This window comes from Amycolatopsis sp. lyj-112, assembly GCF_046549055.1.
Lineage (GTDB): Bacteria > Actinomycetota > Actinomycetes > Mycobacteriales > Pseudonocardiaceae > Amycolatopsis.
The window spans coordinates 45,484-66,965 of sequence record NZ_JAJPWS010000020.1; the positions used below are offsets into that span (position 1 = coordinate 45,484).

The 21,482-nt window shown below is 67.4% G+C and carries 22 protein-coding genes; 11 read left to right on the plus strand and 11 right to left on the minus strand.

The genetic code is table 11. The features are described from left to right. Positions 1–13 precede the first annotated feature (13 nt). The 3 genes from gnd to dnaA all read right to left on the minus strand — a co-directional run bounded on the left by gnd (position 14) and on the right by dnaA (position 4,639). Positions 14–904, minus strand: a complete 891-nt coding sequence (gene gnd / locus ACLJRL_RS38180) for a phosphogluconate dehydrogenase (NAD(+)-dependent, decarboxylating) (RefSeq protein WP_410661267.1) — start codon at positions 902–904, stop codon at positions 14–16. Positions 905–942: 38 nt separating this feature from the next. Then, entirely contained in the window at positions 943–2,076 is a 1,134-nt protein-coding gene (gene dnaN / locus ACLJRL_RS38185; protein WP_410661268.1) for a DNA polymerase III subunit beta, read from the minus strand. 910 nt (positions 2,077–2,986) lie between these two features. Then, a complete protein-coding gene (dnaA, locus tag ACLJRL_RS38190; RefSeq protein WP_410661269.1) occupies positions 2,987–4,639 on the minus strand; it encodes a chromosomal replication initiator protein DnaA in 1,653 nt (550 codons plus the stop codon). 605 nt (positions 4,640–5,244) lie between these two features. On the opposite strand from dnaA, the gene rpmH reads away from it, so the two are divergent. The 10 genes from rpmH (at position 5,245) to ACLJRL_RS38240 (ending at position 11,896) form a co-directional block, all read left to right on the plus strand. Then, positions 5,245–5,388, plus strand: a complete 144-nt coding sequence (rpmH, locus tag ACLJRL_RS38195; protein WP_005154511.1) for a 50S ribosomal protein L34 — start codon at positions 5,245–5,247, stop codon at positions 5,386–5,388. A gap of 23 nt (positions 5,389–5,411) precedes the next feature. Next, positions 5,412–5,822, plus strand: a complete 411-nt coding sequence (gene rnpA / locus ACLJRL_RS38200) for a ribonuclease P protein component (protein ID WP_410661270.1) — start codon at positions 5,412–5,414, stop codon at positions 5,820–5,822. 4 nt (positions 5,823–5,826) lie between these two features. Further along, positions 5,827–6,132, plus strand: a complete 306-nt coding sequence (gene yidD, locus ACLJRL_RS38205) for a membrane protein insertion efficiency factor YidD (protein ID WP_410661271.1) — start codon at positions 5,827–5,829, stop codon at positions 6,130–6,132. Between the two features lie 4 nt (positions 6,133–6,136). Continuing rightward, complete coding sequence (yidC, locus tag ACLJRL_RS38210) at positions 6,137–7,240, plus strand: membrane protein insertase YidC (RefSeq protein ID WP_410661272.1); 1,104 nt, start codon at positions 6,137–6,139, stop codon at positions 7,238–7,240. A 30-nt stretch (positions 7,241–7,270) separates the two neighbouring features. Further along, the gene (locus ACLJRL_RS38215; RefSeq protein WP_410661273.1) at positions 7,271–7,843 is read left to right on the plus strand and encodes a protein jag; all 573 of its coding nucleotides are present in this window, start codon (positions 7,271–7,273) and stop codon (positions 7,841–7,843) included. Between the two features lie 222 nt (positions 7,844–8,065). Continuing rightward, entirely contained in the window at positions 8,066–8,746 is a 681-nt protein-coding gene (gene rsmG, locus ACLJRL_RS38220) for a 16S rRNA (guanine(527)-N(7))-methyltransferase RsmG (protein WP_410661274.1), read from the plus strand. Positions 8,747–8,810: 64 nt separating this feature from the next. After that, entirely contained in the window at positions 8,811–9,740 is a 930-nt protein-coding gene (locus ACLJRL_RS38225; RefSeq protein ID WP_410661275.1) for a ParA family protein, read from the plus strand. Then, positions 9,737–10,756: a ParB/RepB/Spo0J family partition protein gene (locus tag ACLJRL_RS38230; protein ID WP_410661276.1), complete on the plus strand. Its 1,020-nt coding sequence runs from the start codon at positions 9,737–9,739 to the stop codon at positions 10,754–10,756. Before ACLJRL_RS38225 ends, ACLJRL_RS38230 begins: the two co-directional genes overlap by 4 nt. A 118-nt stretch (positions 10,757–10,874) precedes the next feature. Next, on the plus strand, positions 10,875–11,510 hold the full coding sequence (locus tag ACLJRL_RS38235) for an HAD family hydrolase (RefSeq protein ID WP_410661332.1): 636 nt from the start codon (positions 10,875–10,877) through the stop codon (positions 11,508–11,510). Further along, a complete protein-coding gene (locus ACLJRL_RS38240) occupies positions 11,507–11,896 on the plus strand; it encodes a hypothetical protein (RefSeq protein WP_410661277.1) in 390 nt (129 codons plus the stop codon). Before ACLJRL_RS38235 ends, ACLJRL_RS38240 begins: the two co-directional genes overlap by 4 nt. 51 nt (positions 11,897–11,947) lie before the next feature. Here ACLJRL_RS38240 and ACLJRL_RS38245 read toward each other — a convergent pair whose 3' ends face one another. Beyond that, entirely contained in the window at positions 11,948–12,898 is a 951-nt protein-coding gene (locus ACLJRL_RS38245; RefSeq protein ID WP_410661278.1) for a D-alanine--D-alanine ligase, read from the minus strand. A gap of 38 nt (positions 12,899–12,936) precedes the next feature. After that, entirely contained in the window at positions 12,937–14,256 is a 1,320-nt protein-coding gene (locus ACLJRL_RS38250; protein ID WP_410661279.1) for a PLP-dependent aminotransferase family protein, read from the minus strand. A 195-nt stretch (positions 14,257–14,451) separates the two neighbouring features. Here ACLJRL_RS38250 and ACLJRL_RS38255 point away from each other — a divergent pair, with 195 nt between their 5' ends. After that, on the plus strand, positions 14,452–15,096 hold the full coding sequence (locus ACLJRL_RS38255; protein ID WP_410661280.1) for a GNAT family N-acetyltransferase: 645 nt from the start codon (positions 14,452–14,454) through the stop codon (positions 15,094–15,096). Positions 15,097–15,446: 350 nt separating this feature from the next. Here ACLJRL_RS38255 and ACLJRL_RS38260 read toward each other — a convergent pair whose 3' ends face one another. The 6 genes from ACLJRL_RS38260 to ACLJRL_RS38285 all read right to left on the minus strand — a co-directional run bounded on the left by ACLJRL_RS38260 (position 15,447) and on the right by ACLJRL_RS38285 (position 21,429). Continuing rightward, on the minus strand, positions 15,447–16,595 hold the full coding sequence (locus tag ACLJRL_RS38260) for an N-acetylmuramoyl-L-alanine amidase (protein ID WP_410661281.1): 1,149 nt from the start codon (positions 16,593–16,595) through the stop codon (positions 15,447–15,449). Between the two features lie 261 nt (positions 16,596–16,856). Continuing rightward, positions 16,857–17,180, minus strand: coding sequence for a thioredoxin (trxA, locus tag ACLJRL_RS38265; protein ID WP_410661282.1), 324 nt, complete (start codon positions 17,178–17,180; stop codon positions 16,857–16,859). Between the two features lie 42 nt (positions 17,181–17,222). Then, positions 17,223–18,215: a thioredoxin-disulfide reductase gene (gene trxB / locus ACLJRL_RS38270; protein WP_410661283.1), complete on the minus strand. Its 993-nt coding sequence runs from the start codon at positions 18,213–18,215 to the stop codon at positions 17,223–17,225. A 175-nt stretch (positions 18,216–18,390) separates the two neighbouring features. Further along, on the minus strand, positions 18,391–19,182 hold the full coding sequence (locus tag ACLJRL_RS38275) for a hypothetical protein (RefSeq protein WP_410661284.1): 792 nt from the start codon (positions 19,180–19,182) through the stop codon (positions 18,391–18,393). Next, positions 19,179–19,838, minus strand: a complete 660-nt coding sequence (gene sigM / locus ACLJRL_RS38280) for an RNA polymerase sigma factor SigM (RefSeq protein WP_410661285.1) — start codon at positions 19,836–19,838, stop codon at positions 19,179–19,181. The genes ACLJRL_RS38275 and sigM overlap by 4 nt, the downstream gene beginning before the upstream one ends. A gap of 31 nt (positions 19,839–19,869) precedes the next feature. Then, on the minus strand, positions 19,870–21,429 hold the full coding sequence (locus tag ACLJRL_RS38285; RefSeq protein WP_410661333.1) for a protein kinase family protein: 1,560 nt from the start codon (positions 21,427–21,429) through the stop codon (positions 19,870–19,872). Positions 21,430–21,482 lie beyond the last annotated feature (53 nt).

The following is a 21,482-nucleotide window of genomic DNA, read 5'->3' on the forward strand; positions in this document are numbered from 1 at the left end:
AGGCAGGCCTTGCCTAGCCGCCGACCTTCTTCACGGAGTGACCACCGAACTGGTTGCGCAGCGCGGCGACGGCTCGCATGGCGGCCGAGTCCTCCTGGCGGGAAGCGAAGCGCGCGAACAGCGCGGCCGAGATGACCGGCGCCGGGACCGCGTTGTTGATCGCCTCTTCGAGGGTCCACCGGCCTTCGCCGGAATCCTCGACGTAGCCCTCGAGGTCGTCCAGCTCCGGGTCTTCGTCGAGCGCGCGCACGAGCAGGTCGAGCAGCCACGAGCGGACGACGGTCCCCCGCTGCCAGCCCTTGATCACCGCGGGCACGTTCTCGACGACCTTCGCGGCTTCGAGCAGCTCGAAGCCTTCGGCGAAGGCCTGCATCATGCCGTACTCGATGCCGTTGTGAATCATCTTCGCGTAGTGCCCGGAGCCGACGGCTCCAGCGTGCGAGAAGCCTTCTTCGCGCGGGCCTTCGGGGCGAAGCGCGTCGAAGATCGGCATGGCCTTCTCGACGTCCGAAGCGGCGCCGCCGACCATCAGGCCGTAGCCGTTGTCCTTGCCCCACACGCCACCGGACACCCCGCAGTCGAGGTAGCCGATCGTCTTCGTCGCGAGCAGGTCACCGTTGATCTTGTCGTCGGTGTACTTCGAGTTGCCGCCGTCGATGACGAGATCGCCCGCGGACAGCAGGTTTCCGAGCTCCGCGACGGTCTGCCGGGTCGGTTCGCCGGCGGGCACCATGATCCAGACGATCCGCGGACCGTCCAGTTTGGACACCATGTCCTCGAGCGACGTCGAGTCGGTGACCTCGGGGTTGCGGTCGTAGCCGACCACCTCGTGACCGGCCGCACGCAGCCGCTCACGCATGTTGAACCCCATCTTGCCGAGGCCGATGAGTCCCAGCTGAGCCATGAAGATCCCCTTTGGTACGAAGAGAAATTGACGGCCGGTCAGCCCGGGAGGCGAACCGGCATCAGGAGGTACAGGTAGCCGGGGACGACGTTGCCCTCTTCGTCGGCGGGCTTGATCAGCGCCGGCCGGTTCGGCGTGGTGAACGTCAGCTCCGCGCGGTTGGCGTTGAGCGCGCCGAGACCGTCCACGAGGTAACCCGGGTTGAACGCGATGGTCACCGGCTCACCCTCGTAGTCGACCTGAAGCTCCTCTTCGGCCGAGCCCTCGTCGTCTCCGCCGGCGGACAGCCGCAGCGAACCGTCGCTGAACTCGAGCCGCACCTGCGTACCACGCTCGGCGACCAGCGAAACACGCTTGATCGACTCGGCGAGCGCGGAGACCTCGATGACCGCACGCGACGTGTGCTGCGCGGGCAGCAGCTGGCGGTACGGCGGGAACTCCGCGTCGAGCAGGCGGGTCGTGGTGTAGCGGCCGGAACCGGAAAGGCCGAGGAGGCCCTCACCGCTGGCGAGCGCGAGGCGGATCTTGGCGCCGCTGGCACCGAGCGTCTTCGCGGCTTCGGCGAGCGTGCGCGCCGGGACGAGCACGGCGGCGTCGGACAGGCCCTCGGCCGGCTCCCAGGTGAACTCGCGCATCGCGAGCCGGAACCGGTCGGTGGCGACCAGGGTCAGCGAGGAGCCGGAGATCTCCAGCCGCATGCCGGTCAGCATCGGGAGGGTGTCGTCCTTGCCCGCCGCGACGACGACCTGGGTGACGGCCTGGCCGAAGGCGTCGCCGGTGAGTTCACCGGCGAAGGCGGGCTGAGACGGGAGCTGCGGGTAGTCCTCGACCGGCATGGTCGGTAGGGAAAAGCGCGCGGAGCCGCAGGTGATGGTCGCGCGGGCACCGTCGACCGAGATCTCGACCGGCTGTGCGGGCAACGACTTGGTGATGTCGGCGAGGAGACGGCCGGAGACCAGGAGACGCCCGCCGTCGGCGATCGTGGCCGGGACGCCGACCGTGGCCGAGACCTCGTAGTCGAATCCGGAGACAGTGAGGGCGTCGCTCGTCCCGTCGGAACCGGCGTCGAGGAGGACGCCGCCCAGAACCGGGACCGGAGGCCGCGACGGGAGGCTTCGAGCCACCCACGCGACGGCATCGGCCAGCCCGTCACGCTCGACGCGGATCTTCATGCGCGCTTCCTTTCGACAGCCGAGCCCCTGACGGCTCGAAAGCTCAACGGGTCACCGCGGCCGGAGAGCGCGATGGCCGGGTGCCTCGCAGGTATCCGGTCCCAGCGAAGACGCGAACCGCACGTCGAAGCGTGGACCAGGTGCAGGGACCCACGTTAGGCCGTCCCCGGGGTCCGCGTCACCTCGGCCTCCCCTTGCTTTTGTCGACAAGACGACACAGCTCGCAGGTTGTCCCCAGATTCGCCCTCCGCCTGTTTTTGTTTTGTTTTTCTCTTAAAGAGCTTTAAAAGCAGTAGCAGTAATAGGGGTTGTGGATTGTGTGGACAAGCCTCGTCGGCGCAGGTCCGGCATGGCGCAGGGCTGTGGACGGTGCCTGTGTACGAACGGTGGACAGCTCGGGCGGTCGGTGGATGGTTTCGAGCGGGCCCCGATCCATCCACAGTCATCCACAGTTGTCCCCATGGTTATCCCCAGATGTGAGGCGATTTGTACCCAGGGTCTGTGGGCCGGGTCCGTGACCTGAATCGCCCTACCGAGTGATCGGAGCTCCCTGACTCACCCTTGTGCACAGAATGTGGGCAACCTGGGGACAGCGTGTGGATCATGGTGTGGAAATGCTGTGGACTGCCTGTGAGCGGGTTGTGGATGAAATCTCGATCGCCGCAGGTCCCGGACCTGTTGGAGCTGTGGGCAAACTACCCACAGCATGTGGATTTCCTTTGTACACAAGGGAAATCTCTTCGCCTGCGTACGCGCGCTTCGCGTCCTTCGCGTGCGTACGTCATGTCGCTGAGGTACCCAGCCCTCGCGGCTCTACACGTCGTCCAGGCCGATGTGGACGGTGAGCCGGGCATGAAGAAGGGCTCCCACCTGGACGGTGAGAGCCCTGAAGTCCTTGTGTGCTAAGGAATTACTGCCGTGCTCGCTGTTTGATCCGCGACGTCAGTTCCTGGACCTGGTCGTAGATGCGCCGGCGTTCGGCCATCTCCTTGCGGATCTTCTTGTCCGCGTGCATGACGGTCGTGTGGTCGCGGCCGCCGAAGGTCTGCCCGATCTTCGGGAGCGACATGTCCGTCAGCTCGCGGCAGAGGTACATGGCGATCTGCCGCGCTGTCGCGAGCGCCTTCGTCTTACCCGGGCCGCAAAGCTCGTCGAGAGTGACGTCGAAGAACTCCGCGATGACGCCCATGATGGTCGGCGCGGTGATCTCGGGTGCGTGCGAATCCGGGATGAGGTCGCGGAGCACGATCTCGGCGAGGCCGACGTCGACCGGTTGCTGGTTCAGCGACGCGAAGGCGGTGACGCGGATGAGCGCGCCTTCGAGTTCCCGGATGTTCGCCTCGACGCGCGAAGCGATGAACTCCAGCACCTCATTGGGTACCGCGAGCCTGTCCTGCGCGGCCTTCTTGCGAAGGATCGCGATCCGGGTTTCGAGTTCGGGCGGCTGGATGTCGGTGATGAGACCCCACTCGAACCGCGTGCGCAGCCGGTCTTCCAGCGTTTCGAGGCGCTTCGGCGGGCGGTCCGAGGAGACGACGATCTGCTTGTTCGCGTTGTGGAGGGTGTTGAAGGTATGGAAGAACTCTTCCTGCGTACCTTCCTTACCCTCCAGGAACTGGATGTCGTCGACGAGCAGGATGTCTATGTCGCGGTAGCGGCGCTGGAACGCGACCTTGCGGTCGTCTCGCAGCGAGTTGATGAAGTCGTTGGTGAACTCTTCGGTCGACACGTACCGCACGCGCATGCCGGGGAACAGCCGCTGGGCGTAGTGCCCGACGGCGTGCAGCAGGTGGGTCTTCCCGAGTCCGGACTCTCCCCAGATGAACAACGGGTTGTACGCGCGGGCCGGCGCTTCGGCGACCGCGACGGCGGCGGCGTGCGCGAACCGGTTCGAGGCACCGATGACGAAGGTGTCGAAGGTGTACTTCTCGTTCAGCTTCGTCTTCGACGTCTGCGGCTGCGCCGGCGCGGTATAGGGCTGGCCCGCGATCGGCTGGCCGGAGAACGTCGGCCAGATCTCGGTCACCGCGGCGAGCGCCTCGCCTTCTTCGTCCACTTCTTCGTCGCTGTCATCGCCGTCGTTGAGGCTGTTGTCCACGGGCGACCGCGGAGGCATCGGCTTCGGCGGCTCGGGACGCGGCCGCGTCGGGGAAAGCATTCCGTCGCCGTCCGGCATCGGAGGAGTGTCGGTCGCCGGGCCAGTGCCGTTTTCCATCCTGCCGTTTTCCACCCGGCTGGGTGACGACGCCGCATAGCGGGGGGCGGTCGCCGCGGGGGCGGGAGACATCGCGGTGTGCGTCTCGGTGCTGTCGACCTTCACCGCGAGGGAGACCGCGCGGCCGAGCCGTCGCGAAAGAGCTTCGGTGATCGCGCCGCGAAGGGCGCGTTCGATTGCTTCTTTGGCGAAGTCGCTGGGGGCGGCGAGCAAGGCGGTGCCGTCGAGCAGTCCGATCGGGCGCGTCACCCGCATCCAGGCGCGCTGCTGCGGAGAGAGGGTGCCATCGGACAGTTCGCGCACGACCTGTTCCCAGATGACGCCAAGGTTGTGCTGGTGATCGGACACCTGCCTGACTCCCCTCCCCTCATCGGTGCGTGCGAACACCCGGAAACACCGCGATCCGCGACACCGGGTCGAGCGTCATCATGGCCCGATCAACGCATGCGCACAGCAAATATCCACATAGTTGTCCACAGCTGTGCACTAATGTACGGCGGCCCACGGCGACGTCACCTGCGGGCTCAACGTAGGCCGACGGGATGCCTCCACATCCCCAAGATGCCCGGCAGCTCGCGCCGTTCCACCTCGGCGAAAGTCCGGGAGAGGCACGCTAACAAGCCCCGCTCGCTGCCACAAGGCATCCTTGTGCGCAAGCATTTCACGGTGTACGGCGTGTTGCCATTCGATGCCGTCGTGTCGTCGGTGATCACTGTCCACTCACCGTCGCGGTGCGTGGTCGAGGGGGTGCCTGCCGGACCCCGCCGGTGAGTGCGTACCCTCGTAAGGTCTCCCGTATACACCGGGGGCGTTTTGCGTGCCCACGTTGTCGTCGCTCGACGTGACGAGGCCACACGTTGGTAGGAGACACCAGAGACTGCCGTGCGTCAGCACGACACGCCAGAAACGGGTCGAACCGTTCCCGGCGGCCGATGAAACAGGAGAAGTAAGTCGTGAGCAAGGGTAAGCGCACCTTCCAGCCGAACAACCGCCGACGCGCCCGGGTCCACGGGTTCAGGCTGCGGATGCGGACCCGCGCCGGCCGGGCCATCCTGGCGGCTCGCCGTCGCAAGGGCCGCGGCGCACTGTCCGCCTGATCCGGCCGCCGTCGAGGGACGTCGTGCTGCCGGCCGCCGCGCGTTTGCGGCGCAGTGAGGATTTCCGTGCCGTGATGCGGCGTGGGGCCAAGGCAGGCAGGCGCCGCCTCGTCGTCCATGCGTTGACCACGGACCCGCCCGATGCCGCCGACGCGGCGCGGGCGGGTTTTGTGGTGAGCAAGGCCGTCGGGAACTCGGTGGTCCGCCACCGCGTCTCCCGCCGGTTGCGGCATCTCATTTCCGCCAGGCTAGGAACACTGCCGCCGGGATGCTCGTTGGTGATACGGGCACTACCACCGGCCGCGGACGCGTCCAGCGCGGAACTCGGCTCGGACCTCGACGCGTCCTTACGGCGTCTCGGGCTCTCCGAGCAGGCCGCCGTCACCGGGAAGTCCCGCCAGGCGCGACCCCCCGACAACGGATCAGCGGTGTAACGGCATGCGAGCCACCGAGAACGAGACCACCGAAGAAGCCCGGCCGGGTCCGGTGGCATGGGTCCTGCTGCTGCCCATCAAGCTGTACCGCAAGGCGATCTCACCCTTCTTCCCTCCGGCGTGCCGGTTCTACCCGAGCTGTAGCGCGTACGCCGTAGAGGCACTGACACGGCATGGCGCCGGCCGCGGTACTTATCTCGCGGTCCGGCGGCTGCTGCGCTGCGGCCCATGGACCCCGCCCGGCCGCGATCCGGTACCCGAGACGTTCTCGTGGCGCCGCCGCCGACCTGAAACACCGATCGAGGAGTAGCTCAGTGCTCGACTTCATCTACTACCCCGTGTCCTTCATCTTGTGGTGTTGGCACAAGGTCTTCGGGCTTGTGTTCGGTGAGGCGAACGCGGTCTCCTGGATCCTCGCGATCATCTTCCTGACGTTCACCGTCCGCGGCATCATGTTCAAGCCGTTCGTGAACCAGGTCCGGTCGATGAAGAAGATGCAGGACTTCGCGCCGGAAATGAAGAAAGTCCAAAAGAAGTACTCGAACGACCGGCAGCGCCAGGCGATGGAGATGCAGAAGCTCCAGAAGGAGCACGGCGTCAACCCGCTGGGCAGCTGCCTGCCGATGCTGCTCCAGATCCCGGTCTTCATCGGCCTGAACCACGTCCTGCGGATGTTCACCATCAACCCGTACGGCGGCCCCAAGACCGAGAACTACTTCTTCGACGAAGCCGGCGTCAAGTCGTACGTCAGCGCGAAGCTGTTCGGGACGAACCTCGGTGAGGCCATCTACACCGGCGTCGACATGGTCAGCGGCGGCAACACGGCCGCCGGGTTCCACTGGGGCGTCGCCCCGGTCGCGATCCCGCTGATGATCGTCGCGAGTATCGCCACGCACCTCACCGCGCGCCACTCGGTCCAGCGTCAGAACCCCGAGTCGGCCACTCCGCAGACCGCGATGATGAACAAGCTGACGATGTACGTCTTCCCGATCGGTGTCCTCGTCTTCGGTGCGCTGTTCCCGCTCGGCCTTCTCTTCTACTGGCTGGCCAACAACGGCTGGACCCTGATGCAGCAGCGCCTCGTCTACACGAAGATCGACAAGGAAGAAGAGGCCCGCAAGGAAGCCGAGAAGGAGAAGCGCGCCAGCCTCGGCCCGAAGCCGGGCCAGAAGCCGGCCGGACCGCGCCCCGGCCAGAAGCCGGTCCAGCAGAAGCGGAACAAGCAGTCGGGCGGTGGCGTGAAGAAGGCCGGCTCGCCCCACGGTTTCGCTCAGGCCGACGCGTCTGCCGCCGCGGAGAAGAAGGACACCACGAACGCAGCAGCCGAGCCGTCCACGAACGGCTCGAAGGAGAACGGCGCCGACGTGCCCGGTCTCATCTCTGACTCGACTAAGAAATCAGGCCGGAAGCGTCGCTGACGCCGATCCGGGCTGGAGAGGAGACCAACAATGGCGGAGACGATCGACACGATCGACGCCGACGAGAACAGCGCGGCCGAGGTTGCGGCCGACGATGTCGAAGACGCGCCCGCAGAGGCCGGCCGTAAGGGTGGTGTCGACGACGACGTCCTCGTGAAGGAGGGCGACATCGCGGGCGACTACCTCGAGCGGTTGCTCGACCTTCTGGACTACGACGGCGACATCGACCTCGATGTCGAAGCGGGCCGCGCGATCATCAGCATCGATGGTGGCGAGGACCTGGAGAAGCTCGTCGGCCCGCGTGGCACCGTGCTCGAGGCGCTGCAGGAGCTGACCCGGCTGGCGGTGCAGCAGGAGACCGGTTCGCGTAGCCGGCTGATGCTGGACGTCGCGGGCTGGCGTGCGGACCGTCGCGAGGAGCTTCGTGAACTCGGCCGCTCCACCGCCGAGACGGTGGTGTCGTCCGGCGAGCGCGTCCGGCTGCAACCGATGAGCCCCTTCGAGCGGAAGGTCGTGCACGACGCGGTCGCCGCTGTGGACGGGGTCCAGAGCGAGAGTGAAGGAGAGGACCCGAAGCGTCGGGTCGTCATCTTCCCCGCCTGACAGTTCTCTTCACAGAAGCGGCCCGCTGGTCCTCCGGCGGGCCGCTTCTTTATGTCCGGGGTGAATTACAAGCGTGGCGTTTCACGTGAAACGCGCGCGCCGTCCATGAGACGAGTGGAGTTGTCCACACTTGCGGTCTGTCTCCCCGTTTTGTGGTCGGCGTCATGGACAATCGGTTGAGCGCGTTTCACGTGAAACTGCGTCGAGGGTTGAGGAGCAAGAGTGGGCTTGGACGGGGTCGCCGCATCGGTACGGACCGCGGCGTCGGAGGTGTTCGGAGACCGCGTCGAGCTGGCCGCCGGCTATGTCGAACTCCTGGAGGTCCACGGAGTCGAGCGTGGACTCATCGGACCCCGTGAGGTCAACCGGCTCTGGGAACGGCACGTCCTGAACTCCGCCGTGATCGGCGAGCAGATCCCCCAGGGTGCCCGCGTGGTCGACGTCGGCTCAGGCGCGGGGCTTCCGGGTGTACCGCTCGCGATCAGCCGACCGGACCTCGATATCGTTCTGCTCGAACCGATGGCCCGCCGAGTCGACTGGCTGGCCGAGGTTGCCGAGAAGCTGAAACTCTCCATCACCGTTGTCCGCGGGCGCGCGGAGGAGCGGCAGGTGCGCGAGGAGCTCGGTGACGCGGATGTCGTCACCGCCCGGGCGGTCGCCCCCTTGGCCCGGCTCGCTAGCTGGTGCCTCCCGCTCGTACGTTCCGAAGGCGCCCTGGTCGCTCTCAAAGGAGCGAGCGCGGCAGAGGAAATCGAACGTGATCGTGTCGCCGTCCGGAAGGCGGGTGGCGGCGAGCCGGAGATCTTCGAGTGCGGAACGAAGGTGCTCGAGGTCCCCAGCACGGTCGTTGTGATCCATCGTCTGCCATCGAAACCGTCCCGGCCGCGGAGCAGGCGAAGCTAGACCAGTTCCACGTGAAACATCGCAGACCGACTCCAACGTCTAATACAGAGGAGGCTCGAGACCGGTGACTCCCCCACCGTCCGACCCTGCGGGCACTGGCAACGAAATCGGCTGGACGCCGATCGCTGAAGAGGCCGTACGGGCCGCCAGCGTGCTGCACCCCAAAAAAGGCGCGCTCCCTCGCCCGGCTCATCGGCGAGTACTGACGGTCGCCAATCAGAAAGGCGGCGTCGGCAAGACCACGAGCACGGTGAACCTCGCCGCCGCCCTGGCCGTCCACGGGCTCAAGACGCTCGTGATCGACCTCGACCCGCAGGGCAACGCGAGCACCGCGCTCGACATCGAACACCGCTCAGGCACGCCGTCGATCTACGAGGTGCTGATCGGTGAGGTCACGCTCGCCGAGGCGGCCGCGCAGAGCGAGCAGTCGCCGAACCTCTACTGCGTGCCCGCGACGATCGATCTCGCCGGCGCCGAGATCGAACTCGTGTCCATGGCGTCCCGCGAGATGCGGCTCAAGGAGGCGCTCTCGGCCGAGGTCCTCGACGAGATCGGCGTCGACTACGTCTTCATCGACTGCCCGCCGTCGCTCGGCCTGCTGACCGTCAACGCGATGGTCGCCGCGCAGGAGGTGCTGATCCCGATCCAGTGCGAGTACTACGCGCTCGAAGGTCTGGGGCAGCTGCTGAGCAACATCGAGCTCGTGCAGAAGCACCTCAACCGCGAACTCAGCGTCTCCACGATCCTGCTCACCATGTACGACGGCCGGACGAAGCTGGCCGACCAGGTGACGAACGAGGTACGGAACCACTTCGGGGACACTGTTCTCAAGACGGTGATCCCGCGCAGTGTGAAGGTGTCCGAGGCGCCCGGCTACGGGCAGACGGTCCTCGCGTACGACCCGGGTTCCCGAGGTGCGATGAGCTACGTGGACGCGGCGAAGGAGATCGCCCAGCGTGGTGCGGAGATGAAGGAAAGGACCGGTACGGCATGAGCGAGCGCAGAGGGGGGCTCGGGCGCGGGCTCGCCGCCCTGATCCCCACCGGTCCGCCACCGGGCTCTGCGGCCCCGGCCGAGAACGGTTCGGCCGCGGCTCCCGCGCCCGCGGCCGGGCCCACCGGGCCGGACGACAAGGGCTGGTTCGCGGCCAACGGCGCGGCCGGTTCGCACACCGGCGCGGTGTCCGGCGCGGTCTACCGCGAGGTGCCGCTCAGCCAGATCAAGCCGAACCCGAAGCAGCCGCGGCAGGTCTTCGACGAAGAGGCGCTCACCGAGCTGGAGCACTCGATCCGCGCGTTCGGGCTCATGCAGCCCATCGTGGTCCGGGAGCTCGGGACCGACGAGTACGAACTCGTCATGGGCGAGCGGCGGCTACGCGCGTCGCAGCTGGCGGAGCTGGAGGCGATCCCGGCGATCGTCCGCCAGACCGCCGACGAGGCGATGCTGCGCGACGCGCTGCTCGAGAACATCCACCGCGTTCAGCTCAATCCGCTCGAAGAGGCGGCCGCGTACCAGCAGTTGCTCGACGAGTTCGCGGTCACCCACGAGGAGCTGGCCGGCCGTATCGGGCGCAGCCGCCCGGTCATCACGAACACGATCCGTCTGCTCAAACTCCCCCTCGCGGTCCAGCGACGGGTCGCCGCCGGGGTGCTTTCGGCGGGCCATGCGCGGGCGCTGCTCTCCCTCGAAGACGCCGACAGTCAGGAAGAGCTGGCCGTCCGGATCGTCGCGGAAGGCATGTCGGTCCGCGCGACCGAGGAAGCCGTCACGCTCAAAAAGAGCGAGAAGCCGGCCAAGCCGAAGGCCGCTCCCCGCAAGCCGATCCAGGCGCCCGGTCTCCAGGAACTCGCGAACCGGCTTTCGGACCGGTTCGACACGCGCGTAAAGGTCGACCTCGGCCGCCGAAAGGGGCGGATCACGCTCGAATTCGGCTCGGTAGACGATCTTGAACGCATTGTCGCGCTGATGGACAAAAATCAGGCAAATCAGACATCGAAAACCGATGAGTGATTACACCAGGTCGTTTTGTCACGGTGACGATTGCTGAGAGATGATCACGAAGTAACGCTGGGTACTTGAACTGGGGGCAAGTGTGAAAGGGTTCTTCGACGGCCGAATTCCGCATGCGGTGGTCTTCGATTGCGACGGACTGCTCATGGACACCGAGCCGTGTTGGTCGGTGGCGGAGACCGAGTTGTTCGCGCGGCGCGGTCTGCCGTTCGGTCCGGACGAGAAGGCGTTGGTGATCGGCAAGTCGCTCCCGGCGGCCGCAGACGCGATGGCGAAGGTCTTCGGCGAGCCGGAGGCCGGCGCCGCGATCGCGGACGAGTTGCTGAGGTTGGTTACCGAGGTCGTCACCGCGAAGGCGGAGGCGATGCCCGGCGCGCGCGAGTTGGTCGAACTGACCGCCGCCGCCGTTCCGGTCGCCGTCGCGAGTAACTCGCCCCGGGCGCTCTTGGAAGCCGCACTCCGGCGAGGCGGACTTTCGGAAATGTTTCCCGTGAAACTGGCCGCCGACGAAGTGGCCGCGCCGAAGCCGGATCCAGAGATGTATCTGACCGCCTGCACCCTCTTGGGCGTCGCTCCGGCGGACGCCTTGGCGTTCGAGGATTCGATGACCGGTCTCCGGTCGGCGCGCGCGGCCGGGGTGCCCGTCATCGGGGTGCCGACGCTGAAGCATCAGGACTTCCCTGCCGACGTCGTTCTCGATTCCCTGCGCGATGAGGATCTGCTCGCCTGGGTGAGCGGGTGGCCGCGGCGATGACGTTCGTTCGCTTCCAGAGCCCGACGCGCAACGAGCGCGGCACCTTCACCGGAGTCTTCGGTCTCGTCAACGGACTGGCGCGAGCCGGGCACCTCACCGTCGAACAGGAGAGCTTCCGGCGGGCGAACAACGACTGGTACGACGCGAACTTCATCAACCCGGCGCACAGCGATCCGAGCGTCTACGACATCGCGGTCAATCCCGGTGCCTCGGCGTGGTTCAAGGCGACGGCGCGCATCTTCATCGAGCGGGTCGACGGCTACCTGGCGATCCTGGAAGCGCACGCGCTCTCGTGCGAGACGGTGCGGTCGGCCGATCCGGGGCCGATCATCTACGAGGACGAGTTCCAGGTCGTCGCTCTGCCGAGGCATGAACTCTGCCTCTGAACAAAAAGGGGACTCGCCCGTACTGGGCAAGTCCCCTTCGTCGTGTCTGAGTCAGCTCTTGCGGGAAACCGCTCGGCCGACGAGGTCGGCGAAGACCGAACCCAGCGTCGCGCCGCCCGCCTCGATCGCCATCGGGACCGTGGACGTCTCGGTGAGGCCCGGCGACAGGTTCACCTCGAGGAAGTAGACCGTGCCGTCGTCGGAGACCACGGCGTCGGTGCGGGAGATGTCGCGCAGCCCCAGTTGCCGGTGTGCGGCGACGGCCAGTTCACCGACTGCCTTGGCGGCGTCGTCGGTGATCCGCGCGGGGGTGAAGAAATCGGTCAGCCCGGCGGTGTAGCGAGCGGTGTAGTCGTACACGCCGCTCTCCGGGACGATCTCCACCGCGGGAAGGGCTTCGGGTCCCTCTTCGCCTTCGATGACCGTTACGGCCACCTCGACGCCTTCTACGAACCTCTCGGCGAGAACGGTGTCTCCGTAGGCGAAGCAGCCGACCATCGCGGCGGGCAGGTCCGTGGCCACGTTGACGACCTGGGTGCCGAGCGCCGAACCGCCCTGATCGGGCTTGAGCATCAGCGGCAGGCCCAGCTTCTCGACCATCGCGTCCAGCACGGCCTGCGCGCCGAGTTCGCGGAAGGTGCTGTGCGGCAGCACGACCCAGTCGGGTGTCGCGAAGCCCGCCTTGGCGATCAGCGCCTTGGCCGTCGGTTTGTCCCACGCGCGGCGGCAACCCTGCGAGCCGGTGCCGACGTACGGGACGTCGAGCATCTCCAGGATCGTCTGCACCGACCCGTTCTCCCCTTCGCCGCCGTGAAGGGCCACGACGGCCGCGTCGGGACGACGCGTGCGAAGGCGTTCGAGCAGACCGGCGTCGGTGTCCCACTCCTCGACTACGAGACCTTCGGACCGAAGCGCGGCGGAAAGCCGGCGCCCGGAGCGGAGGGACACATCGCGTTCGTGGGAAAGCCCACCTGCGAGCACGGCAACGGTGCGGTCGACCACCGAGGACTCCTTAAGTCTGTTTGTGGACGGCCGGTCGATCAGACCGTGTCCGGAGAGGGGTTCTGCGGCCCCGACATCGCGCGGGGGGTCACGCTACCGAAAGTACGCGCGAGATCCATTTCGGACTCGAGCACCGCGGCGAGTCGCCGGACGCCTTCGCGGATCCGCTCCGGCGTCGGGTAGCAGTAGGAAAGGCGGAGCTGCCGGCTGCCGAAGCCGTCGGCGTAGAAACCGGTTCCGGAGGCGTACGCGACCCGGGCCGTGACGGCCCTCGGCAGCATCGCCTTCGTGTCCACGCCTTCGGGAACGGTCATCCAGACGTAGAATCCACCGTCGGGTTTGGTCCAGCTGCAGCCGGCGGGCATGTGCTGATCGAGCGCGGACAGGATCGCGTCCCGGCGCTCCCGGTAGTTCTCGCGGAACGTCTTGATCTGCCCCATCCAGTCGTGAGTCGAGAGGTATCGCGACACGATCAACTGGTTAAGCGTTGGCGGACAGAGCGTCGCAGACTCGGCGGCGAGCACGAGTTTCTCTCGGACGGCGTGCGGCGCGAGGACCCAGCCGACCCGCAGGCCGGAGGCGAAGGTCTTCGAGAACGAGCCGAGGTATACGACGTTGTCGGGGTCGATCGAGCGCAGCGCCGGGTACGTCTGCCCGTTGAAGCCGAGCAGGCCGTACGGGTTGTCCTCGACGATGAGGATGTCGTTCTCACGGCAGATCTCGACGATCTCCGCGCGGCGCTCGACGGCCATCGTGACGCCGCCGGGGTTGTGGAAGTTCGGGATCGTATAGAGGAACTTGACCCGCCGGCCCGACTTCTTGGTCTCCGCGAGCGCGGCCCGCAGCCCCTCGGGGACCAGGCCGTGGTCGTCCATCGCCACGTGGACGACGTCCGCTTGGTACGCGGAGAAGGAGCCGAGCGCGCCGACGTACGACGGGCCCTCGGCGATGACGATGTCGCCCGGGTCGCAGAACAGCCGGGTGACCATGTCGAGGCCCATCTGCGAGCCGACGGTCACGACGACGTCGTCCGGGTGCGCCTTGATGCCCTCGAGGGCCATGATCTCGCAGATCTGCTCGCGCAGAGCCGGGACGCCGTGCGCGGAGCCGTACTGAAGGGCGACCAGGCCCTCTTCGGCGATGAGTTCGCCGACCTGCGTGGACAGCGTGTCCAGCGGCAGCGCGGCGAGGTTCGGCATCCCGCCGGCGAGCGAGACCACCTCGGGACGACTGGCGACCGCGAACAAAGCCCTGATCTCGGAAGCGGTCATTCCGGCCGTACGCGCTGCGTAGCGGTCGAGATGCGGGTCGAGGTTGTGGCGGCCGGTCTGCGGCCGTACAGGGCGATTCTCGGTCATCAGGCGCTTCACCCGTGCTTCGAAGTGGACATAGTCGCTACCGACTGGTAGTTCCATCGAGTGTAACCACCCTCCCTTGTGGGGCCCTGGCCTTCCGGTGTTCATCACATCGGCCTATCCTCGGTCAGGGTCCCTTCAGCGAGCCCTGCTCGGGACAGGGCTGTGTCGGGTCGTTTTTGTTCAGGGAGGTTCTTGGTGTCGCGTCGCGTTGTGGGCGTAACCCTGGACAACCTGGAGCACCTGCCCAAGAGCTGCCGCCGCTGCGTGTACTGGGAGCTGGCGCCGCATATGAAGGCGCAGGCCGAGGAGTACGGCGCGACAGAGGTCGAAAAAGAAGCCTGGGTTTCCAACGTGCTGCTGGAATGGGGCTCTTGCGGCCGCATCGTCTACAGCGACACCCTGCCCGTCGGCTTCGTGCTCTACGCACCGCCTAACGCCGTCCCGCGCTCGCTGGCTTTCCCGACGTCGCCTCCCGGGCCGGACGCGGTCCTGCTGACCGCCTTCCAGATCCTCCCCGAGTTCCAGGGCGGCGGGCTGGGCCGGATGCTGGTGCAGGCCGTCGCGAAGGACCTGACGAAGCGCGGTGTCCGCGCCATCGAGGCTTTCGGCGACGCCAAGCCCGACGAGACCGACCCGGACGGCGGCCACAGCTGCGTGCTGCCCGCGGCGTTCCTGCAGAGCGTCGGGTTCAAGACCGTGCGGCCGCACCCGCGGTGGCCGCGGCTGCGGCTCGAACTGCGGTCGGCGATCTCGTGGAAGGAAGACGTCGAGGCGGCGCTGGAGCGGCTGCTCGGCCAGGTCTCCATCACGACCGCCGAGCCGAGCCTGGGTCGCGCCTGACTTTCCGCCCTTCTCTCGCGTATGTCATGAAAGGGTCTTTCAGGACGAAAAGTGTCCTGAAAGACCCTTTCATGACACGCCTCTAGCAGGTTTTTCGCGTGCGCGCAGCAGCCATCCCCCGCCTGGGGACAGCTGTGGGTAACCGGCCGAGTTATCCACAGATCGCTGATAGGAGCGGTGGATAATCTGTGGATGGGTAGGCTGGACTCGGGGACGCCCCCCGGGAAGGGTGGGGGCTGCGCACCATTCGGAGCTAGGGGTGGCGTGGTCCGGCAAGAGGGCACACAACCGGTTGTGCCGAGGGTGTCGGCAGTGGAAATGTGCGCCCGCGTGCGGGTGTGGAGGAGTGGCTACTCCGCTTTGGCGAGTTCGTGAGCCAGGACGTCCGCGAAGGTGAACGTGCCGGTCGGCTGGTCGCCTTCGCCGAGGAGATACAGGCGCTTCACGGCGACCAGGATGCCTTCGGCGACGACGTCGCGGAAAGCCGGGTCGGCCAGTTTGCCGCTGTCCTCGGGGTTGGTCAGGTAGCCGATTTCGATGCGCACGGCCGGGCAGCGGGTGCGGGTGAAGATCTCCCAGGTCTTGTAGTGCGTGCGGCAGTCGAGCATGCCGGTCCGGGCGGCCAGCTCACGCTGGATGAAGCCCGCCAGCAGCTCGCCGACCGTCGACGTGGTGCCGTTGCCGGTGCCGAAGTGGAAGCTCGCGACACCCTGCGCCTCGGGCGAGGGGTTCTTGTCGTTGTGCAGCGAAAGGAACAGGTCGGCGCCCGCCTCGTTCGCGAACTTGGCCCGCTCGCCCTCGGTGGGGCTCTGGTTCGGGCCGCGCGAGATCAGCGCCTCCATGCCGGTGGCCTGCATCCGGCCTTCGAGCCGCCGCGCCAGGTCCCAGACGAGGTCCGCTTCACGCAGGTCGCCGGCGACGACGCCGAGGTCCTCGCCGCCGTGGCCCGGGTCGATCACGATGCGCTTGCCGCGCAGCCGGGGGCCCGCCTGGCGCACCTGCTCCTGCTCGCGCAGGAAGACGGGGCGGCCACCGCGGGCGCGGGGCGACGAGAGGCGGTGCAGTTCGCGGATGGTGGCCGGCCCGCAGATGCCGTCGGCGACCAGGCGCATGTCGCGCTGGAAGGTCTTGAGCGCACGCTCGGTCTGGGCGCCGAAGTGCCCGTCCGGGCGGCCGGCGTCGAAGCCGAGCTCCGTCATCCGCTCCTGGAGCGCGAAGACGTCGTCGCCCTGCATGGGCGCGGAGAACATGTAGGCGAGCGGGCGGCTGCCGAGGTGGAAGCCGGCGCCACGAAGCGCCTGATAGGTCGCCGGACCCACCAGACCGTCGGTGATGAGCCCACGGCGCTGCTGGAACGCCCGTACGGCGGATTCCATCGCCGTGTCGTAGGTCTCGTACTCCCCGGATTCGGTCACCGGCGTAAGCAGCTCCATCGCCGCAAGCGTGGACCTGATCTCGGCGACGTCCGGTCCGGCGTCACCGCGGCGGAGTACCCGCATGCACTCCTCGCTCTTCCCTTTGGGGCACCGAACGAACTCGATGCGCGACGTGAAAACTCTGCGGGGAGAACCCCGGTGCTCTATTGTGCCCTGTGAACTCTCGGTGAGCGAGGAGGCCCGGTCGGTGCGTCAAGAGCCCGATCGTGGAACCCGTCCGAGCGCCATGATCATGTTGCCGTGACGACCGAAAATACCCGGCCCGGAGAACGACGAAACCCGGAGCCTGGGAAGGCCCCGGGTTTCGGCAGGTGAAACACGAGATCAGAGGACGTCCGCGAGGTCCGAGAGCAGCGCGGCCTTCGGCTTGGCGCCGACGATCTGCTTGATCGGCTTGCCGCCCTGGAACAGGATCAGCGTCGGAATCGACATCACCTGGTAGTCACGCGCCGTGTTCGGGTTCGCGTCGATGTCCAGCTTCGCGACGGTCAGCTTCTCACCGTTCTCCGCCGCGATCTCCTCGAGCACCGGGGCGACCATCTTGCACGGGCCGCACCACGTCGCCCAGAAGTCGACCAGGACGGGCTTCTCGCTCGTCAGCACGTCGTCGACGAACGTCTTGTCGGTCACCGTCACGGTGTTGGCCATGGTGTCTCCTCCTGGGGGTGGTGAACTCCGGTGCTGCGAAAGTCAGTTGGAGGCGCCGTAGCCGCCGCCGACCAGTTCGGGGGTCTCCTGCGCGGCCTCGACATCGGCGTGTTCCGCCAGCCATCGTTCCGCGTCGATCGCCGCGGCGCAGCCCGAGCCGGCCGCGGTGATCGCCTGCCGGTAGGTGCGGTCGACCAGGTCGCCCGCCGCGAAAACGCCGGGCAGATTCGTGTAGGACGTCCGGCCCTGGGTGAGCACGTAGCCGTCCTCGTCGAGGTCCACCTGACCGCGCACCAGTTCGCTGCGCGGGTCGTGACCGATCGCGACGAAGAAACCGGTGACGTCCAGCCGGGACTCCTCGCCGGTCAGCGTGTCCTTGAGCTTCAGGCCCTCGACCTTGCCCTCGCCGGCGACTTCGGTGATCTCCTTGTTGAGCGCCCACTTGATCTTCTCGTTGTCGCGGGCCCGCTCCAGCATGATCTTGGAGGCGCGGAATTCCTCGCGACGGTGCACGACCGTGACGGACTTGGCGAACTTCGTCAGGAAGGTCGCCTCCTCCATCGCGGAGTCGCCGCCGCCGGCGACCACGATGTCGTGATCGCGGAAGAAGAAGCCGTCGCAGGTGGCACAGGCCGAAACACCACGGCCGAGCAGTTCCTGCTCACCCGGGACGTTCAGGTAGCGGGCCGCGGCACCCATCGAGAGCACCACCGCGCGGGCCGCGTAGCGCTTGCCGTTCGCGACGACGTACTTGACGTCACCGGTCAGCTCGACGGACTCGACGTCCTCCTGGCGCAGGTCGGCGCCGAAACGCTTCGCCTGCTCGCGCATCTCTTCCATGAGGTCGGGACCCTGGATGCCTTCGCGGAAGCCGGGGAAGTTCTCGACCTCCGTAGTCGTCATCAGGGCACCGCCGAACTGAGTGCCCTCGAACACCAACGGTTCGAGTTGCGCTCGTGCCGCATAGACAGCGGCGGTGTATCCCGCAGGCCCTGATCCCACAATGATCAGGTTCCTGATCTCCTCGGCAGCCACCCGTGGACCTCCGCTCGTAGTGACCTGTTCACCAGGCTCAACACGATCGTAGGTGCCGGTGTTCCCGAGGTGACCGGCGCTACTTCTCCGGGCCTGCGGCGGCGATAGCAAAGGTCCCCCGCTCCCGCCTGCATCGAGGCAGGTGGGAGCAAGGGACCTTTGCTATCGCCTTCGGCTACTTCTGTCCGATGATCTTGTCGAAGAGGATCGCCGGCTTTCCCGGACCGCAGTCGGCGCCGAACGCGACGATGCGGAACTGGGCGAGTTTGCCTGTGGTGTAGATCACCATGACGCCGTCCTTGCCCGCGACGTTCACCGGCCGGATTCCCTCCGGCCGCACGTCGGGGTCCAGGCCGGCCGCGGCGACACAGGCGTCGAGCTGCTCTTCGGTCTTCAGTGGGCCGAAGTCGCGGACGCCGATCGCCTTGCCGACGAGTGCTTCGGCTCCTCCGCCGTCTCCGCCGACCGAAGGGCCGACAGGAGAGGGCGCGGGCTGAGCGATCCCGCCGGTGTCCGGTTGCCGCGTACTGGGAATGGCTATCGCGACCGCGGCGATGGCCGCCGCTGCCACGGTCGCTATCCCCGCGCCCCAGCCGATCCGCTTGTTCCGCCGCCGCCGTGCCGCCGCGAGGTCCACCACCGGGGCGACCTGCTCCTGCCCTTCAGGTGTGCCTTGAAACGCAGGCGACGCCTGAAAGGTCCGCATCTCGGCGGCCAGTGCGGCGTCGATCCGGGCCGCGAATTCCGCGGGCATCGGTGCGACCGGCTCGTTCGCGAGTTCCGCGAGATCGGCCGTGGTCGCTTCAAGTGCTTCGATGATCGCCAGTGCTTCGGGGTCGGCGTTCACCAGCGGCCAGAGTTCGGCCGCCTCTCGCTCGCCCAGCACACCTGCGTGCAGGTCGGCGAGCACATCGACAGACCACGGCGGACCGACGGTCCCACCGATCCCCCTGCTCTCGTCTGTCATCGTCCCTCCCCGTCACCCGGCGTGCCCTGAGGACGCCTGGCACCCCGATTCGGGGTGGCGCGTTCGCGTTTGCTTTCGTGAGTTGGGACGTTCGCAATCGCATCGGGGTTCCGCAGATGTCCGAGAACCTTCGCGAGCTTTCCGCGACCCCGAGCACACCTGCTCTTGACCGTGCCCTCGGCGATACCGAGCATCTTCGCCGTCTCAGCGACGGAGTATCCCTCGACGTCGACCAACACGATCGGGGCACGTTGTTCTTCGGGAAGCAGGTCGAGGGCTTCCTTGACCACGAGACTCGTCTCGCGCTCGGACATCGAGTCGCGCGGCGAGGCAGGCTCGTTGAACTGCCCGGTCTCGGGCAGCGGAACGGTCGGTCTGGCCTTGCCTCGCCGGATGCGGTCGAGGCACGCGTTCACGACGATGCGGTGCAACCACGTCGTGACCTGCGATTCGGCCCGGAAATTGCCCGCTGCGCGGAACGCGGAGATGAAGGCGTCCTGCAGGGCGTCCGCGGCTTCTTCGGGATCCCGCACGGTGCGCAGGGCCACCGCCCACATGCGGTCTCGATGTCGCTGGACCAGTTCACTGAACGCGTGCGGATCCCCAGCGGCATGCGCCGCTATGAGATCCGCGTCCGTGGGAGCTGCAGCTGTCACCCGGGAGAGCCTACTGACCCGGTGTTCGGCGTCACCCCGCAGGCAGGAACGTCAGCTCTTTGAGTTCCGTCACGAACTTGCCGTCCTCATCTTCACCCAGTTGAGTGATCCAGATGATGAAGTACTGACCCTGTTGCGGCTGCTGCAAAGCGATGGTCGATTCGCCCGCGGCGAGGTCCCCGCTCCCGACGACCTTCGTTTCGTCGAGTTTGGGGTTCTTCTTGTCGGCCGAGCGGATTTCGACCTTGGAGCCGGGGCTTCCCGCGTCGATCTTGATCTGGCTCAGGGTGATCGGGTCCTTGAAGGTGACGATCAGCCCGACGCCGTCCTTGAGCACCGGGAACTGCTTGTCGTACTCGTCGGTCTTCCAGCCCGTGCCCGCTTCGCCGTCGGTCGCGTTCTTCGCGCGGCCTGGGCTGTCGCCCTTGCTGCCCGGGTTGAACACGGCGACCGCGGACGGTTTCACCGGGGCACCGAGTGCCGGCGCGGGCGGTGGCTGCTGCGCGGGCGGCGGTTGCTGCCCCGCCGGGGGCGCGGACTGGGACGTCGACGCGGCGACGTTGATCTGCGGCCCGCTCGACTTCGACTCGCCCTGGAACAGGTTGATCAGCATCATCCCGACCCAGGCCAGGATCACCACGGTCGCGACGACCAGCACGGTCACGCCGAACGCCAGCTTCTTGCGGCGCGCGACGTCCTTGATCGGCTTCTTCGTCGTCCAGACCGTGCCGTCCCCTTCGGCGGGGGTTTCTTCCTCACCGACGGCCTTGATCAGCTGAGTGCGTTCCTCGGCCTCGGCGACCTGGCCCAGCATGCGCAGGATGGCGGCGCTGGTGCGGATTCCGCCGTGGTCGCCGTCCTCGATGGTGCGGACGGCGAGTGAGGACAGCTCCACCGGGACCGTCGGGACCAGCGACCGCGGCGGGATGACCCGGCCGGTCGGCGCGTGCGGTGCCGCCGGAATCGCGGAGGGACCGCCGGGCAGGGCCCAGCGGCCGGTCAGCAGCAGGTACAGGACCGCGCCGAGCGCCTTGACGTCGTCGCGGAGGGTCGCTTCGGGCAGCGGACCGGGGAAGGCCAGCTTCAGCGTGCCGTCCGGGGTGAGCCGCAGCCGCTGCGGGTGATCGAGGCCGAGGACCAGGCCGTTCTGGTGGGCATGGTCGACGGCTTCCGCCAGCGCCTGCACCATCCGGGCCGCCGCGGCGGGCGCCACCGGACGCTGCGACACGAGGTCGACCAGGTCGCTGCCCTTGGTCCATTCCGCCACGACGACACCGAGCAGACCTTCGCTCGAGGTGACGCCGCTGCCGAGGCTGAGCACGTCGAGGACGCGCGCGACCCCGCCATGGCCGAACTTCGACGCGTGCGCGGCACGCTCCAGCGTCCGGCGCGCGAGCCTCGCCGCTTCCGCGTCCGCCGGGTCGCCGACCAGCAAGGTCAGCGCGACATCACGCTTCAGCTGGCCATCGCGCGCACGCCAAAGGTGCGCGGCGGCCCGCTCGTCCACCCCGAACTGTGCGAGCAGGCGATACCGGCCGTCACCGACGACCCGGCCAGGGGCCAGTGAACCACCCTGGGCTCGGACGCCCAGCTGGCTCGACTCCCCTGCCTGTTCGCTCCGTCTCGTATCCACCGCACTCTCCC